Here is a 17,488-nt window from a genome sequence, read left to right as displayed (position 1 = left end):
CTGTGATTTTAATCACAGGTAGTTCAAGCTTTCTTTAGCAACTGGACTTGGTTTAAAGAAACGAAAGAAAGATTAATCTTTTGCTGATTAAGTTCAAAAAAACATCATCTCAAATTAGCTCTGAGATGATGTTTTATTCTAATCATAATTTCTCAATAAATTATACAAAACTCTAATTTTTTCTTTAATATTTTCACCAATATCAGTATCCGCAACTGATTTTCGTTGTAATTCATGCTTTACCACCCGAACCGTTGAAACGATATCTTTCCCGCTTCTAATAGCATCTTGTTTTGAAGTAAATGGTTGATGCGAAACTAGTTGCAAGCCATATGAATTATACAATAATGTATATCCAGCGATCCCTGTTGTTGGCTGATAGGCTTTGGAGTATCCTCCATCAATTACCAACATATAACCCTCTGCGCAGATTGCATTATGTCCCCTTTTAACTGGAGTATGACCATTGATAATATGATTAGTATCATCGCCAGCAAATCCAAATTCTTGTAAAATTTTGATGCAGAAATCCTTATTTTCCCTTAATTTATAATATGGATTCTTTACTTCTTCATGACAAGCTTTATCTGCAATAAAATAACGTTCAAAAGTAGTCATAGATTTCTTACCGAACAGTGGGGAAAGAGCTCCTTGCCATAAATACCACATAAAATCAGTGGCAAAATCATCTTTTACATTTGGCTTAGAGTAAGCTTTTCGAATCATTTTTTCAGAAAAATCAAACAATTTTTTGCCAGAATATTCTTTACTACCAATCTTTAAGCTACAGAAATTTCCTTCTTCATCTGCAGGAATACATCCATGGAATAGGAGATTGCCATTATACGTACGGTACATACTACCTTTATTCATCATGAAATCTAGATGACGTTTTAATTTTGTAGAATGTTGAATGGAAATTAATAATTCATCTACAATCGCATTTTCTTCATCTGTTAATTCACTAGGATTTTTAGGGTCTACTGTGTTGAAACAAGTATTTTGTAACGGATATTCTTTACCATTTAAGCTAATTACATTTTTCTTGTAATCTATCTTATTAAGTAAATCTCGATCATCCATTTCCAATTCTGGTCTTCTAGCTATAACTTGCCCTTCAAGCTTAAATTGCATCATCGCAACAGCTTGATGAATTTGCGTAATTTGTAGCTTTTCGCCGTTGAATCTATACCCATCACCATTAGTCAACTTAGGTCTAAATTGAGGATTATCCTCATATTGCTCCTCAGCAAATCTTGATAGGTGACGTAGATTAATGCCATATGCATCTTCTATAATATTTAAATTATTATATCTTGCACAAATTCTCAATAAATTCAACATACATAGTTTTGAGCCTGCCATTGCACCTAGCCATAGTAAATCATGATTTCCCCATTGCATATCGACAGAATGATAATTCATCAATCTATCCATAATTTTGTCTGGTTCTTCCCCCCTATCGTAAACATCGCCTAGAACATGTAAGTGATCTACTACTAATCTTTGAATTGTGTAACAGGTAGCAATAATAAATTTATCTGCTTGATCTAATTTCAAAATATTCTTCAAAAGTTGATTAATATAACTTCTCTTATTAAATTCTTGAGGATCGTTATATAATAATTCTTCTGTTATGTATACAAAATTAGGATTTAGTGCTTTACGAACCTTTGAGCGTGTATACTTGCTTCCTGATAATTCTAAAAATTCTAATAAGTGGGAAATGTTATCTAAGTACCATTGTTGTAGCTCATTTTCTGTACGTAATTTTTTCTTTACTAGAGCCAATTCATCTTCAGGATAGTAGATTAGCAAAGCAAAATCTTGCATCGTTTGTTCTGTCATTCTATCTGAAAAGTAATCTTGAATTTTCTGTTTAATACTCCCAGAACCATTTCTTAAAACGTGATCAAATGCTGTATACTCCCCATGCAAATCACTTACAAAGTGTTCAGTTCCCTTTGGAAGATGCAAAATTGCTTCTAAGTTCATAATTTCAGTAATCACATCTTGTTTCGTAGGATATTTTTCTTTTAATAAGTTATGCGAATAAGCATTCATGTCAACCTGCTTATTTACTAATTCTTCATTATCATCAAAATTCATCGCCATCAACCCCTATATTATGGTCATCAATATGGTTTTACATTACGCCTTGAAAAGGTTTTTGTCAATACATTTTAATTATTTAATTACAAACACTTATTTATAAATATTAAACCTTATTTATATGTAAATTAACCATAACTAACACTTAATTAAATGTAAAATTTAAAAAAATAAACTTATCTAGCATTTACCGAACTATATACATCTCTTTACTCAATATTTAAGTTAATTATGCAAAATACCCTCAAAAGATTCTCTATAACACTTTTGAGGGTATCTTTGTATGTGATATAATTTCAATAGTTATAGTTGCAACGTAATTTTTAGTGAGGTGTTATATATGGAGTACCCTTATCGTGAAAAATTTCTATCTTGGGCTAAAGATGTTAAACATTACCGCGAAAGTACCGTAATGTTGTACGATTATACCGTCAATAGTTTCTATAACTATTTTTATAGTCAATCAGAACATGGTAATGATATTCGTCTTGTCCGACCTCAAGATATCACTAACTATCTTGTAAATATTCAAGAACAACATCATATTGTTGCTAATACTGCTAATAAATACTATTTTCACTTGAAAAAGTATTTTACTTTTCTCTATAGTAATCATTTGATTGATGAATATCCTTTAATCGATTTAAAAACTTACAAAGTTAATAAATACACTAATATTACACTTGGTTGGCAGCAATATCTACCTGAAATTTTCAAAATTGCGGAACTTTCTGATGATGCAAAATTAGAGCTTTTTCTAATCTCTCAAAATATCGAACCAAAGGGATTACTTAATATTACTTTTGGACAGCTTCGAAACTTTAATACAGAAAATATTGGAATTTTGCTAGATAATATTGAAGTAAAACCTGATAATTATTTCGTATTCTCACTAAAAAACGATCCTGAAAAACCATTGAATTCGTTAAATTCATTATTAATGAGAGTTAGACCTGATGAAGAAATTTTGAATATGACACTAGCTCCTTCAAAATTAAGACAGAGTTACATTTACAATTATCTCCTTACTAATAAAGATAAATCCGAAATTGAACTTCTAGATCATCTTCATCTATCTATTAAGTCATTAGTATATTATCGTCAAAATTTGCTCAATATTGACTTTAATAATTTTGTTTATGAAACTCCAAAAGAAAAGTAGTTTTTGCCCTTTCTTATCATAAGGAGATAATTAAAATGAAAAAATATTTAATATTTATTTTATCTATTGTTGTTGCACTACTAACTTGGATTCCGAATACTCGTCTATTTTTAACGGATTCCAATATAGGAACTATTCTTATATTAGTTTTGGCTATTTTTGTATGTGTTTTTTCTGTAATTTATAATAAACACTCTCGTTCTCTTTGGTATATATTTTCTTTTGTATTAGGATTAAGTCCTATACTATTTTTAATTTTCGTTGGCATTTTTTTAGCATTAGGAATGCCTTTTGCACCATGATTAACTTTCAAGTAGAAACCGGAAAAATTTAAAAAATCGCCAAAGATTTGCACTAATCCTTGGCGATTTTTACTTGGCGTAAGCTATTAAATTTCTATTTTAAATATTCAGTCAGATTCGCATCCAGAATCCTTAGCCCATCTTTCAAAGATAGCGTCACGTCTTGCTTCTTTATCCTTCAACATTCCATGTGTTTGTAACCAAACGTTTTTCGCAAAGTTCAGTACTGCTTGCTCATATGTAGTCTAAAGCAATATCATGATAGTAAGTTGTTGCATACAGGACATCAGTATCATCTAAAACATGATATCCACCTTCAGCCCACCATTCTATTTTTCCACTTGTTTCACTAGAAGTTGGATAAATATCCATAAAGTTTAAATTCATGTGTGATGTCTCCCAGAAGACCCTATCCCTATGAACGTTTTCTTTCCAGAAATTAGGATGTGTCCTAAGCCATTCATAAATTAATAGAAAATTTTCATGCGTAAAACTGTCTTCTTTAACCTTTTTATCCAAATTTTTCCATTCTTGATACTCATTTTCTAGATTCTTAACATTATAATCACCATGGTGTCTGAAAATTAGTTGATGCTTTGCCCAAAAGAAATCATCGCTCAAACTCCCAAATTCTCCTTTTTCATTAAGATCTTCATCTTCAGGTTCACCAAATACTTCATGTGCTATTTCATCTGAAAACCAAACTTCTCCGTCATTATCAGCTTGAGAGTAGACTTCCAAGAAAGAATCATATATATAATCTACTTTTCCTGAATTTTCCTTATATTCCAATGGATGCCCTAATTCCTCACTAAAGTAGATCCCCCATTTATCATAATTATTCTTTAGGATGATACGTTCTTTTTCAAATAGTTTTAGGTAATTAGGTGATTCTTTTACAAAATTGGGTATATCATAATTCAAAAATTTTTCTTCCATGTCACTCATCTTTACTTGTTAATCTACAATAATCCTACCCTAATCTTTACGAAATAAAAATCTACCAGTAGTTTAATAGTAAGGAATATTCAAAAAAATTTTATTAATTATTATTTTTTAGACCGTTTTACTTTTGCAGCAACTAAGATAAGAAATAGTGGGATAATACCGTCAACTCGTCCACATTTAAAAATATCAATTACCAATAGTAATAATACAATAAAAACTAGTATTGACTTTTTCATATGTACTCCTTAACTTCAAAATAAAAAGTTAAGAAAAATCATTAAATAAAAATATACTTTTTTAATTTAATTTTTCCTAGCTTTCTTACTCTATTGATTTTAACGACTTCTTTTACAACGTTTTGTTACCACCAATGATTGATAAACATATTTTATACCTAAGCAAGCAAATAATATATCAATAATTGTAAATAAAAAATATCCTTTATCAAGAAAAATACTTCCTACCGCTATTGATAACATTACTAAGCCAATATAAAAAGTATAATTTTTATAAAACTTTTTATTTATTTTCATATATTGCTTCCCCTTTCCACTAATAATTTCAGCTAGATTTTTTTGTTATACAATTTCATCTCCTAGTTTTAATTTATCATATTATTAAATCATCGTGCCTAAATTATCGAATTTGGTCTTTTTTTAGATTTATTTGGTAATCTTAATTTTATACATTTTTCGCTAATCCATATTATCTACATATACTAATATGTATGGTTATATAATTTACATCGTCAATAATCATTTGCAAAGATAATTATGGAATGTCATATAAAGAGGGCTGGAATATCCTAAGTTCCAACCCTATTTATTAACTATATTTTCTAATTTCTTTAATCAACATAATTATAAAAATCATTAATGTTCCCAATAAGATTAAACCTCTCATTGTTAACATAGGAGTTCGCATAAGCCCGTTTAAATTCAGTAATATTAACAATAGAAAACCTGCATACTTACTATTTCTCGTAAAATTCACTTTCAACCTTGAAATTACCACAAACCCTACAACTAGTAATATAATAATACCTATTTCTACCATGTCATTTTCACCACCTATATCAATAAATACAAAAGATTAAACCGTTTTCAAATTATACCTTTCAATCAAACTTTTCATTTTAGCCTTACTTCTTCTAGGAAAAGTCTCTTTATATCCATCTTTAAAAGAAATAACCCTTGTTGACAGGTTAATTTCAACAATATTACTTGGATTAGCTAAACAAGATTGTGATATTTTTTCTAGAAAATCATTTTCTGCCTCTAACTTCTTAATATCGCCTGTAAACTCACCCATACCACTAACTGTGACTATTCTCAATCTATGTGACTTAGGAGTAGTAATAATATATAGAATATCATTGATATTTTCGTTAATAATTCTTCTGCCCATTTTATAACTAAATGTCATTTTCTTTATGGCATGAGATTCCCTAATTCTCCTTGCAGCTAATGATAAAGTCTCATTTAGTCGCTTTTGAAGCACTTCATCACTATCGTTTTTAGTAATAAAATCCAATGCTCCAGTACGACGTCGATAAGTCATCGCTGCTAGATTTTCATAAGCTGTAATAAAAATTATCTGTGCATTGGGATCTTTTTGTCTAATAAATTCAGCTAAATCTATGCCATCTTTATCTGCTCTATCCCTACTAAGCTCGATATCTAAAAAATAAACTCCACTATCTACTTTGTTATCTTCTAAATAGTCAGCTACTTCAATATAACTATTAGCTTCTAAAGTTATTTTAAACTCTTTATCTTTACTGTCAGCAGAATCTTCTAAAGACCAAATAGCATATTTAACTAAATCATGTATCCTTCTAACTTGATCCTTCTCATCGTCACAAATAATAATTCCATATTCTTTCAAATTAAACTACCCCTTAAATGCTCATAACCATAAGGAAAGTAAACCAACCATCTTTAATTTGATAATTGATAAAAATATCATTATAAGGTTGACTTAATTCTTCTATATTAGCTAATCCTAATCCATCATGATTCTTCTTAGTTGTAAAACCTGATTTTCTCATATCTTGAATTGTTAAGTCTGTATTTCGACAACGATTCTTAATTTCTATTTCAAGCTCACCATTCTCTCGATAAACCATTGTGTCTATCCTAGCTTCATTGCCAAGTTCAAGACTTTCTTCAATTGCATTATCATACGTAATCCCTAATATTCTAATGATATCAAATGCATTATACTTATTCGATAAACTATCTATCACATCCCGACATTCAAAAGAATATTGAATATTATCTTGAAAGATTCTATTCAACTTACTGATAAATAAACTCTTTAATAATTCATCTTTAACATTGTCAACATCATTAAACTGCCATAATACTTTATCTTCTAAAATCTTACTCGAATATTCAGCTAATTTATCTATTAGCTCTTTATCATGACTTTTCTTTGCACTGAGTTTCAAGCTTAATAGCATATTTTGATAATCGTGCTTAAATTTACGTAAACCTCGCTGGCTACTTTCTAACTGTTGAGTATAGGTTTTTAAATCTTTAATTTGTTGTAAACTTAATTTATCTTGTCTAATTTTTTTACTACTATTATAGATATATAGCGAAAAAATCAATTGTATGCTAATAACTGCTACTAATATTAAGTTTAATACCCTGTCGACATCAAATAAATAACTAGTCAAATAATATATTCCTGCAAAACTGACTAATAAATACACAATTAGATAAAAGAATGTCTTTCCATCTTCATCATCTAAATTCTTTATAATATCTGTTTTCATTAAAATATAGTATTCTAAAATATTTATAACAATAGTGTCTATTGGGAGTGTGCTGATGTATTGTGAAATTATTTGTGAAAGTAAAAATTCTATCTCAAATGAAAGGTATGAATATAGAAGAAGAATTAATATTCTTCCCAATACTTGATAATCTCTTTTTCCTCTTTTATATACTATATAAAAAACTAATACTTCAAAAAGCTCTGCACAAAATCCACCTAAATCCCCAGCCCCACTGTACAAAAAAACTATCGGAAATGTAACAATTATAAATAGGATATTTTGCTTCTTACTTCTATTAATAGGCGTAATTAAATAGAAAAATAGATAGTCACATGCTACACTAATAAATAAACCAACTGCATATATTATAATATTATATCTATTATATATATCCACTATATTTGTCATTTTACTTGCAAGTTCCTAAAAATTTAAATGAACATTTTCCATAGTATGATTTCCCAAAATTCTTTGTAGTCCCACCTACAACAACTTGCAATTTCTTTTCTGTTAACACTTCAAACTTCATAAAAAATCTCTCCTTTACTATTTATTACAAGTATAGTCTAACATTTTTTAATCTACTTTATTCATCTTTTATCATATTCGGTTCATTTTAATGCTTATTTGGATAAGAAATTTTTAAAATCATAACCATCACATAAAGTTTAACACCCATGCCCTTACATAACTTATTTTTTTATTGTATTTTAAAATTCATTTATCAAATAATTGATAATACCCATCTTCTTTTAAGCTAGTGTAAATACTGATAAAGATGATATATACGATTATAACTACAATCCAAAATAACATATATTCCCCCTACGTCCGTTATTCTATTTAAAAAAACGGTGTCAAATTTAGCTATATATTATTAGCTTATATGACACCATTCAAAATAAAATTTATTGTTTATATATAACATCCATCATTTACGTAGCTTACTTGTAACTATAAGTACTATCACTATAGACATTAGAAGAATCGAATATATTACGCTACTTCCTAACATCATATTGATTAACCCCATAAGTATCTAACCTATATCTATGCAATACACAAGAATTCTATCTGTCTTCTTCATTTCATATGTTTATTTACTTTCATCGCGGTATCTAATAAGTAAAGTAGTGTACCACCACCTACTAGACAAAAAACAGCAAATATTATCCATTTAGGCATTCGAATATAGTCTAAATAAGACATTCCTTCATTGTCGGATAACCACATCGATAGAGGAAGAAATATTGCAAAAATAATTGGAATGATTACATATCTCTTCCTTCCTCTAATTAATCCGCCATCTAACCAGATATTCCATAATTTTTTCAGCACATAGAACACATCCTTTCTAAAATACTTGTGAAACATATATTACACTTTTATTGTATTATCATTCCCGTATTCAAATATCAATTTAGCGTAAAATACGTTATTCTATACCTAGTTGGTTATATCTCTTATTTTGATTTTTAAAAATTAATTATAGCTATAATTTGCACTTATAATTATTCACTTCATCTGCTCTTTTTGACTATTTCTTCTAATTTTGCTAAATTTTATTCTTATTCTCTTTTTTCAACCAGATAGGCACCACTTATTACCAAATTGGAAAAATCTCCTCAATTCATCACTTTCTATGCAATAATAAAAATACTTTTATAATGAATTGAGGTAAAAATTATGAATAGTTTTTCTAATAATATTAATTTCAGCAAAATTTCTGTTTCACTAATTACTTTACTCCTATTGATCTGGACATTAGTTGATGGAAATCTAATTCATCTTGGTATACTAGCCTTTTCTTCTTTGGTTACAACCATGCTACATTTCCATTATTTTGAAGCTACTGATGACAAGCATCCACTAAATAGAATTGATTTTGGATTACAATTACTATTTATCTTTATTTCCATCATTAAATTTTTCTTGATTTCAGGAAGATAACAATAAGCCTATCAGGTATCAAATTACATCTGATAGGCTTATTTATTAACATATGTATCAACAATTTTGTACTTCTTTTTAAATTTTCTTTCTGGTATAATTTTGCGATTAGTGAAATCTAAGTAATCACCTATATACCCACTTGCGTAAGTTGCCCACCAACCTGAAGGCTCATTAAATAAAGTCTTAAAGTTCGTCCAAGCACTAATTTTAACAGGCGCCTTAACTCCATTCATAATGAAAAACAATTTATTTCCTGACCACTTTAGATAGTTAGCTTTAAACGCATCTTTTATTCAGGTTGTTCTGCTGTTTTACTTATTTGCCACACTTGTACTTCTTTGCCTCTATAGATTGCTTTCATTTGCTTTATCACCTTTCTTATTACTTTTTCCTATCCTTAATAGCCATAACTAATCTATATATCACTAATACTATATATACCAACAGTACTATTAATACTATTATATATAGTATTTTATTCTCATAACCTTCATCAAATATTGTAGTTACTATTAGAAATGTTCCTAATGTTGCTTGTTTTCTAGCTCGTTTATCTAATTCACCATATTTTTTCTTATAATTAACTTCCAAAATTGCTGATAGTATAAAGAATATCCAAATAATTGCCTTAATAACTAAATAATCCATCATTCCACCATCTATTCTCTATTTTTGCCATTATTATACTATTTTAATTAAATTTAATTCTGTATTTTCTTAATTAACACTCTTTTCTGCTTATTTGGTTCATATCCATGTACGTTAAAAAAATAGCGACAAAAACATCGCTGTCTTGCCACTATTCCCAACTATTTAAACAAATTAAGCTTTGCGATTCTATCGACTGCTTCTTCCAAACGTTCTGGTTCAATTAACAAACCAATTCGTACATAACCTTCTCCATATTCACCAAAACCATTCCCAGGAGCTACTGCTACTCCAGCTTTATTCAAAAGTAGATCTGCAAATTCTTCACTACTATATCCCTTTGGTACTTCCATCCAAGCATAGAAAGTTCCCTTAGGTACAAAAGCTTTCCATCCGATTTTTTCAGCAGCTTGGATGAACGCATTTCTTCTAGTTTCGTAACGATCTACAATCTTATTGATCTCGGCATCGCGTTCTGGAGCTTTCAAAGCATCAATTCCTGTATATTGTAGAGCTGGAAAGATACTTACAAATAAATGATCTTGGATAAGATTTAAAGCATCAATGATATCAGCATTTCCTACCGCAAAAGCAACTCGCCATCCTGCCATATTAAAAGTCTTAGAGAAGGTATAAAATTCGATGCCGACATCCTTAGCTCCCGGAATCTCCATAAAACTTAGTGGTTGCTCTCCATCAAAACCAATTGCACCATAAGCAAAATCGCTGATGATACCTACTTCATATTTCTTTGCCCAAGCAACTAATTCTTCGTAAAATTCTCGGGTTGCAGTCGTACCTGTCGGATTATTAGGATAGTTAATATAGAAAAATTTAGCTTTTTTGGCAAGTTCTTCAGGAATAGATTTCAAATCTGGTAAGAAATTATTCTCCTTCAAAAGTGGAACTTTCTCAAAAGTTACCTGTCCAAGTGTAGCTCCAGACCAATAATCTGGATAACCAGGATCTGGTAATAAAAATACATCGCCAGGATTCATCAAAGCCAGTGGTAGTTCGACTAAGCCCGTTTTAGAGCCACCAAGAACTGCAACTTCTTTTTCTGGATCAAATGTAGTTTGATACTTTTCTTGATAAAAATCTGCTATAGCTTGTTTAAAATCTGGTTGTCCACGAAATAATGAGTACTTGTGACTTTGCGGACTAGCTACCCATTTTTGTGTGCTCTTAACGATATATTCAGGAGTTTGTTTATCAGGATTACCTTGTCCCAGATTGATAACATCTACTCCTTCTGCAATTTTTTTGTTAACTTTGATTACCAAATTAGCAAAGAATTGCTTTGGTAGATTCTTTAGAATTTCGGATTTCTCAAATTCCATCGTCTTTCCTCGCTTTCTTAGTCGTATAATTCTGGTCTACGATCTTCAAATACATGAATTTGTTGCGTGAATTTTTCCATTTCAGATGTATCTAAATCATAAACTGTCAATGTTTCTTGATCGCCACTATCACTTAAAACTTCACCTAAAGGATTAATTATCAGTGAATGACCATTAAATTTATTGTCAGGATTATCGCCCACTCGATTAACTGCAACAACATAAGCTTGATTTTCAATCGCTCTTGCAACTAACAAGGCTTTCCATTGTTCAATTCTAGTTTGAGGCCATTGAGCCACGACATAGATTACACTCAATTTTTTCTTGGCAACTGTCCGCAACCATTCTGGGAATCGGATGTCATAACAGATGAACGATGCACTCTTCACACCAGCCAATTCAAAAACATTTTTTTGATCACCAGCAGCTAAATAATTATCTTCATCCATCAATCTAAACAAATGAACTTTACGATACTCACTAATAAGCTTACCTTGTTTATCAACTATATAAGTTGTATTGTAAAAATTTTCATTTTCTTTAATCGCAACTGAACCACCAACTATATTAAGTTTATATTCTTGAGCTTTAGCTTGTAGAAAATTTTTAGTTTGCTGACCCTCAATATCCGCAATCTCTCCTAATCTCGCTAAATCATAGCCTGTATTCCATAATTCTGGTAAAACAACTACATCCGCTTTAGCTTGTGCCGCTTTGCTGAAATATTGATCAACCTTTTTGTAATTTTCTTCAGGTTTCCCGTGTTCGACAGGAATTTGTGCCAATGCAATTCTTAATGTCATGCGATCACCTCTTACTTAATAATGGTGATTTAATTATACAAATTTTTATCATCTTCAAGCAAGAAATACGAGCAGGTAATTCTTTCATAATTTTTAAATAAAAAATAAGGATTAAGACTAGCTCATCTTAATCCTTATCTCTATCATTTATCTAATCTATCTAAAATTTCTTTAGCCACTTCATGATTAGTATACATCCAGAAAATGTGACCCAATACTTCTGATAAGTGTTCTTCTAAAGGTTGACGTTTAGCACTTGGAATAGTCTTCATAGCTGGCATAATTACCAAGTGGAAAGCAATCCACATAGCTACACCAAATGGAATACCTTGTTTCTTAGTTAACCAATTCATTTTCTTTTCCAATGCTAATGCATATGTTGTTGCAAAAGTTACTGAAAATCCGAAGTGAATTAGAAAACTAGCCCATGGCATTCTATGACCAGAATATTTATAAGTTGATTGTGTTATCTCTGCCGGTACTCCCAATTGTTGTAAGAAAGTTTGTGGAGGATTAACTTCATCGCGTTCTGGAGTTCTAGGTGGCATAATATTTTCCCAACCTAATTTAACTAAACCAGAAATAATCCCTGATGCAGTTCCAGCAATTAAAACATTTTTTAGACTTTTGTTCACAAAAATCACCCCTCTTTGAATTGCTACTAGTGTATCCCTAAAGCTAACTTAGCGTATCGACTTAAACGGTCTGTCGTCCACATTGGCTCCCATACAAATTCAACATCTACGTTCTTTATCTCTGGAATATCTCTCAAAGCTCTTGTAACCATATCTGCCAAAATGTTAGTAAGTGGGCAACCCATTGTAGTCAATGTCATTTCTACCAAACAAATGCCATCTTCATCTAAGTCAACGTTGTAAATTAATCCTAAGTTAACAATATCTATATTCAATTCGGGATCAACCACTGTTGTTAGCTTCTCTATTATATCATCTCTGACCTCTTTATTACTTCTCATACGACTTGGTCCTTTCCTATAGATTTTTACCAAAAATACGCATTCTAATTTCTTGTCCAGTTGGAGTTCCTGCCAAACCACCAATTCCAGTTTCTCGTAGTGACTCTGGCATATTTTTACCGACCTTGTCCATCGCACTAATTACTTCATCTGCTGGAATCATACTTTCGCAACCAGCCAGTGCCATGTCTGCAGATATCAAAGCATTGCTAGAACCAATAGCATTACGATTAATACAAGGCACTTCTACTAAACCTGCAATAGGATCACATACCAAACCTAATAAATTACTAATTGCAATCGCCATTGCATTAGCACTCTGTTTAGGAGTCCCGCCTGCTACTTCTACAGCCGCAGCTGCTCCCATTCCAGAAGCACTACCTACTTCAGCTTGGCAACCACCTGTGGCACCTGCAATGCAAGCATTGTTAGCAATAACCATTCCAAATCCACCAGCAGTAAATAAAAATCTCACCATTTGTTCTTCATCTAATCCCAACCTCTTTTCAAGAGTAAATAACACTCCTGGAAGAGTACCTGAAGATCCTGCTGTTGGAGTTGCACATATAACTCCCATCGCTGCATTAACTTCATTTGTAGCAATGGCTGATTGTACTGCTGACATTATCATATCTCCAGATAATGTTTTGTGAGATTTTCGATAATCTTTTATTTTTACAGCATCACCACCTGTTAATCCTGTTTTAGAGTGTACTCCAATTCCATGGGCACCCCGACTAACTGCTAATCTCATAGTGTCTAAATTATGTTTCATTTTTCTCCATACATTATTTCTGGAAACGTTCATATCGTTACACTCAGCTTGAATAACTAATTCAGATATTGGTAAGTTTTTAATTGTAGCATCGCTAACTAATTCTTCTATACTTGCATACATTTTAAATTCCTCTTACAGACAGATGATATTTTCATATTTATTAACAAAAAATCCTCTTATTCCTTCTTGTAATTGTTGTTTCAAATCAAATTCATATATTGTATATTCATTATTTTTTAAAACTTGTTTCTTATCAAATGGAGCTAACCTATTCAAGTCCTCAATAAGTGATATTCCGTTATCCCTTTCTGTATTGGTGGTTACGTAAAGTATAATTGATAGTGGTCCGGTTGGTTTAATATCTATTCCATGAAGTCTAATATTACGAATCTCTATGGTTCCTCCACCAATGGAACAACCTGAAATTTGCACCCTTTTATCTCCACCAATCAAATCTAAAACTGCAGTATTAGGATGATGAATAGGACTTTCACCGCTCTCTTCTACAAACCTAATATCTATTCCTTGTTCTCTAGCAATTTGTCTAGAATTGGAAACCCTAGGATCTGATGCATCAAAGCCTAGAACTCCTGCCGCAATCGCATAATCTGTTCCATGACCACGATGCGTCTTAGCAAATGAACCATAGTAATGTACGATTACTCTTTCAGGAATTCCGCCAAATAAATCATTAGCTGCCCTTCCAATTGCAACCGCACCGGCAGTATGAGAACTTGAAGGACCTATCATTATTGGTCCAATAATATCAAAAACACTTCTATATAAATTACTCAAACCGAGTACCTGCTTTCACTAGGATATCTTCTACATTATTATAGCACACCACATAAGCTGTAACTTTTAATTATTTTTATGATAATAAAATAAAGAATAATTTCTTCCTATTTAAATAAAAAATTGCCGATAACTTTTGTTTAAAAATTACCAGCAATTTTCATATTCTAATTATAATTATTTTTTAGTGTATTCCACATCAATAGTTTTAGCTGTTAATCCTGTTACATCCTTTCTGTATTGTGGTGTAACTAGACCCACAAGGTAACTTACTACAAATGATGTCAAGAATGATACGCTACTTGTAATAAATGGAGAAATATTTAAAGATTGTACATAATATGTTAAACCAGCTGCTACAATCAAAGCAATTACAGCACCAACAGTATTAGCTTTTTCTGTAAAAATACCTGCAGCAAAGATACCTGCAATAGGAACACCAAACAAACCAGTTACTGCTAAGAATAAGTTCCATGTTTCTGAAGTATTGCCAACTAATAAGTAAATAGCAACTGCTAAACTAAATAAACCAGAAATTACAATAATCCAACGAGCTAAAGCAACATCACTAATATTCTTAAATTTATCATTAAAGAATCTTTGTTTAAAGTCAACAATACCACAAGAAGAAATAGCATTTAAACTAGAAGCAATAGTTGATTGAGCAGCAGCAAAGATAGCAGCAATAACTAGTCCAGCAATACCTGCAGGAAGTTTAGTTACAATAAAGTATGGTACAACTGCACTTGTGTTAAATCCTTTTGGTAGCACTGCTGCGTGGTTGTAAAAACTAAACAGAACTGTACCCATTCCGTAGAAAATAGGAATTGTGATAAATGCTAAGATACCATTTGTCCAAAGAGATTTCTTTGTTTCTTCCATTGTTGCTGTGGTTTGATAACGTTGCACAACATCTTGACTACCAGTATATTGATATAAACTATTAAAGAATTGACCTGCAAAAATCAAAGGTAAAAACTTAGATAAATCACTTACTTTCATATCAAATCCAGAAATTAATTTATGATGTGTAATTGCATCAGAAGTTACAGTAGCCCAACCACCATCAATATAGTGAGCACCTAGAATGATAACTAATAATGCACCACCTAGTAACAAAATACCTTGGATAACATCTGACCAAATAACACCTTCAATACCACCTAGGAATGTATAAATGATACATAGTCCGCCTACGAATAATGCAATAATAATTGGATTAATATCCGAAACAGATGTAATTGCGATGATAGGTAAGTAAATAACAATAGCTACTCGAGCAATATGATAAAGCATAAATAGTAAACTACCTAAAATTCGCATTACCGGACCAAATCTTTCTTCTAAGTATCCATAAGCTGTTGGAACTTTTAATTTTCTAAAGAATGGAACATAGTACTTAACTAAAATTGGAATGATAGCAATAATTGCTAAATTACCAATTGAATATGCCCAATCATTTAAGAAAGCTTGTTCAGGTGTAGACATAAAAGTGATAGCACTTAAAGTTGTAGCATAAATGCTAAATCCTGCAGCCCAAGCTGGAATTTTACCTTCAGCTGTGAAAAATGAATCTGTATTCTTACTTGCTTTTTTAGTAAAATAAGCTCCGACTGCTAACATTGCTAGCAAATATAAAACTAGGACAATCCAATTAAGAGTACCAAAACCGACTTTTTCCATTTCGTTTCACCTCATAATATTAATTAATTTGATTTTTTGCGTAAACTTCTTCTCTTTCTGTTCTTTGTATATAGAATTTTAAAATTAGTGGAGCAATCAAAGTTGTGATTACGGTTACAATTATCATGGCAGTATAATGATTTTGATCAACAACATGTGCATTCAGAGCTACATTGGCTACAACTAGTGCCATTTCTCCACGTGATACCATTCCTGCTCCTACAATATTCGATTCATCCCAAGTTAATCCAAAAGCTTTTGCTCCAAGACCACATCCTATTTGTTTTCCCAAAATTGCTATAATAATTAGCAATATAATAAAGAAAATATCATTTTGCATTCCTTTAAAACTAATACTCAATCCAATACTTACAAAAAATACTGGTATAAAAACAGCATATCCTATAGGTTCAATCTTCAATGACAATTTCTCTTTAAATTTTGTTTCAGAAATCGCTAACCCTGCAAAATAAGCTCCCAAAACATCACTCATTCCCATAGACACAGCCAAAGCAGCAAAACCAAAGCATAAAATTATCGCTGCAGTTGTATCATTTTCGCTCGCATTTAACTTACTAAATATTTCTAAAAATTTAGGTACAAACCACTTTCCTAACAAGAATGCGATTACAAAAAATAGTATCTTAGGACCAATTAATTTTAATAATGCTATACCTGATGTTCCGCTACTTCCAACAAAACTAATACTCAAACCTAGTAAAATAACACAAATGATATCATCAGCTACTGCAGCACCTAAAATCATGGCCCCTTCTCTACTATTCATCCGGTTCATTTCTCTAAGTACTTGAACTGTAATACTTACTGAAGTTGCACTTAAAACCAGCCCTATAAATAATGCTGTTTCCCAAGAAAAGCCAAATACTAATGCACATAAAAGTGCTGCACTTCCTGTTGGAACAATTACACCTAGTATCGCAATTGTTACAGATGGTTTCCAATACTTCATCAGCATCTGTAAATTTCCTTCTAATCCTGCAATAAACATTAGAATGATTACTCCCAGCTCTGAAAAATAATGAACTAAATTAGTCGGAGCTAAAATCCCAAGTACTGCAGGACCTGCAATAATTCCTACTAATAATTCTCCAATTACACTTGGAAAATTAAATACATTAGATAAATGGGCACCTATTTTTGTCAAAAGCAATATTATAAACAATTCAACGAGATACGTCATTG

At 31.1% G+C, this 17,488-nt stretch carries 21 protein-coding genes; 3 read left to right on the top strand and 18 right to left on the bottom strand.

Going from position 1 to position 17,488, the window contains the following annotated elements; all coding sequences use genetic code 11:
• Positions 1–138 precede the first annotated feature (138 nt).
• On the bottom strand, positions 139–2,109 hold the full coding sequence (locus FC55_RS08165; protein WP_003706826.1) for a fructose-bisphosphatase class III: 1,971 nt from the start codon (positions 2,107–2,109) through the stop codon (positions 139–141).
• A 343-nt stretch (positions 2,110–2,452) separates the two neighbouring features.
• Here FC55_RS08165 and FC55_RS08160 point away from each other — a divergent pair, with 343 nt between their 5' ends.
• On the top strand, positions 2,453–3,274 hold the full coding sequence (locus FC55_RS08160; RefSeq protein WP_003699424.1) for a site-specific integrase: 822 nt from the start codon (positions 2,453–2,455) through the stop codon (positions 3,272–3,274).
• Positions 3,275–3,309: 35 nt separating this feature from the next.
• A complete protein-coding gene (locus FC55_RS08155; RefSeq protein WP_003699423.1) occupies positions 3,310–3,576 on the top strand; it encodes a hypothetical protein in 267 nt (88 codons plus the stop codon).
• 234 nt (positions 3,577–3,810) lie between these two features.
• On the opposite strand, the gene FC55_RS10055 is transcribed toward FC55_RS08155, so the two are convergent.
• From FC55_RS10055 to FC55_RS08110, 7 genes are all read right to left on the bottom strand, one after another.
• Positions 3,811–4,515 carry a hypothetical protein gene (locus tag FC55_RS10055; RefSeq protein WP_225356296.1) on the bottom strand — a complete coding sequence of 235 codons (705 nt, stop codon included), beginning with the start codon at positions 4,513–4,515 and terminating at the stop codon, positions 3,811–3,813.
• Positions 4,516–4,859: 344 nt separating this feature from the next.
• The gene (locus FC55_RS08140) at positions 4,860–5,057 is read right to left on the bottom strand and encodes a hypothetical protein (RefSeq protein ID WP_003699419.1); all 198 of its coding nucleotides are present in this window, start codon (positions 5,055–5,057) and stop codon (positions 4,860–4,862) included.
• 292 nt (positions 5,058–5,349) lie between these two features.
• A complete protein-coding gene (locus FC55_RS10155) occupies positions 5,350–5,580 on the bottom strand; it encodes a hypothetical protein (protein WP_003699418.1) in 231 nt (76 codons plus the stop codon).
• Between the two features lie 36 nt (positions 5,581–5,616).
• A complete protein-coding gene (locus FC55_RS08130; protein ID WP_003699416.1) occupies positions 5,617–6,411 on the bottom strand; it encodes a LytR/AlgR family response regulator transcription factor in 795 nt (264 codons plus the stop codon).
• A 13-nt stretch (positions 6,412–6,424) separates the two neighbouring features.
• Positions 6,425–7,306 (bottom strand): GHKL domain-containing protein, encoded by an 882-nt coding sequence (locus FC55_RS08125; RefSeq protein WP_225356297.1) that lies wholly within the window; start codon positions 7,304–7,306, stop codon positions 6,425–6,427.
• Between the two features lie 412 nt (positions 7,307–7,718).
• Positions 7,719–7,838 (bottom strand): induction peptide AbpIP family protein, encoded by a 120-nt coding sequence (locus FC55_RS08120; protein ID WP_003699413.1) that lies wholly within the window; start codon positions 7,836–7,838, stop codon positions 7,719–7,721.
• A gap of 554 nt (positions 7,839–8,392) precedes the next feature.
• Positions 8,393–8,647, bottom strand: coding sequence for a DUF5976 family putative bacteriocin (locus FC55_RS08110; protein ID WP_035149373.1), 255 nt, complete (start codon positions 8,645–8,647; stop codon positions 8,393–8,395).
• Between the two features lie 348 nt (positions 8,648–8,995).
• Between FC55_RS08110 and FC55_RS08105 the strand changes: the two genes are divergently transcribed.
• Positions 8,996–9,259, top strand: coding sequence for a hypothetical protein (locus FC55_RS08105; protein WP_003699411.1), 264 nt, complete (start codon positions 8,996–8,998; stop codon positions 9,257–9,259).
• Between the two features lie 38 nt (positions 9,260–9,297).
• Here FC55_RS08105 and FC55_RS08100 read toward each other — a convergent pair whose 3' ends face one another.
• The 10 genes from FC55_RS08100 to FC55_RS08055 form a co-directional block, all read right to left on the bottom strand.
• Positions 9,298–9,507, bottom strand: coding sequence for a hypothetical protein (locus tag FC55_RS08100; protein WP_050754570.1), 210 nt, complete (start codon positions 9,505–9,507; stop codon positions 9,298–9,300).
• Between the two features lie 136 nt (positions 9,508–9,643).
• Complete coding sequence (locus FC55_RS08095) at positions 9,644–9,910, bottom strand: FeoB-associated Cys-rich membrane protein (RefSeq protein ID WP_003699408.1); 267 nt, start codon at positions 9,908–9,910, stop codon at positions 9,644–9,646.
• A gap of 161 nt (positions 9,911–10,071) precedes the next feature.
• On the bottom strand, positions 10,072–11,250 hold the full coding sequence (locus FC55_RS08090; RefSeq protein ID WP_003699407.1) for a pyridoxal phosphate-dependent aminotransferase: 1,179 nt from the start codon (positions 11,248–11,250) through the stop codon (positions 10,072–10,074).
• Positions 11,251–11,267: 17 nt separating this feature from the next.
• The gene (locus tag FC55_RS08085) at positions 11,268–12,053 is read right to left on the bottom strand and encodes a carbon-nitrogen family hydrolase (protein WP_003699406.1); all 786 of its coding nucleotides are present in this window, start codon (positions 12,051–12,053) and stop codon (positions 11,268–11,270) included.
• A gap of 143 nt (positions 12,054–12,196) precedes the next feature.
• Positions 12,197–12,688 carry a DUF1440 domain-containing protein gene (locus FC55_RS08080; protein ID WP_003699404.1) on the bottom strand — a complete coding sequence of 164 codons (492 nt, stop codon included), beginning with the start codon at positions 12,686–12,688 and terminating at the stop codon, positions 12,197–12,199.
• Between the two features lie 26 nt (positions 12,689–12,714).
• Positions 12,715–13,029 carry a metal-sulfur cluster assembly factor gene (locus FC55_RS08075; protein ID WP_003703477.1) on the bottom strand — a complete coding sequence of 105 codons (315 nt, stop codon included), beginning with the start codon at positions 13,027–13,029 and terminating at the stop codon, positions 12,715–12,717.
• Positions 13,030–13,045: 16 nt separating this feature from the next.
• On the bottom strand, positions 13,046–13,927 hold the full coding sequence (sdaAA, locus tag FC55_RS08070) for an L-serine ammonia-lyase, iron-sulfur-dependent, subunit alpha (protein ID WP_003699401.1): 882 nt from the start codon (positions 13,925–13,927) through the stop codon (positions 13,046–13,048).
• Between the two features lie 12 nt (positions 13,928–13,939).
• Positions 13,940–14,602 (bottom strand): L-serine ammonia-lyase, iron-sulfur-dependent subunit beta, encoded by a 663-nt coding sequence (sdaAB, locus tag FC55_RS08065; protein WP_035149366.1) that lies wholly within the window; start codon positions 14,600–14,602, stop codon positions 13,940–13,942.
• Positions 14,603–14,779: 177 nt separating this feature from the next.
• Positions 14,780–16,285 carry a sodium:solute symporter family protein gene (locus FC55_RS08060; RefSeq protein ID WP_003699397.1) on the bottom strand — a complete coding sequence of 502 codons (1,506 nt, stop codon included), beginning with the start codon at positions 16,283–16,285 and terminating at the stop codon, positions 14,780–14,782.
• Positions 16,286–16,304: 19 nt separating this feature from the next.
• On the bottom strand, positions 16,305–17,486 hold the full coding sequence (locus tag FC55_RS08055; protein ID WP_003699395.1) for a cation:proton antiporter: 1,182 nt from the start codon (positions 17,484–17,486) through the stop codon (positions 16,305–16,307).
• Positions 17,487–17,488: the final 2 nt, after the last annotated feature.

This window comes from Ligilactobacillus salivarius DSM 20555 = ATCC 11741, from assembly GCF_001435955.1.
GTDB classification, from domain to species: domain Bacteria; phylum Bacillota; class Bacilli; order Lactobacillales; family Lactobacillaceae; genus Ligilactobacillus; species Ligilactobacillus salivarius.
Note: the sequence above shows the minus strand (reverse complement) of the source record. Positions and strands in the feature narration are given on the sequence as shown.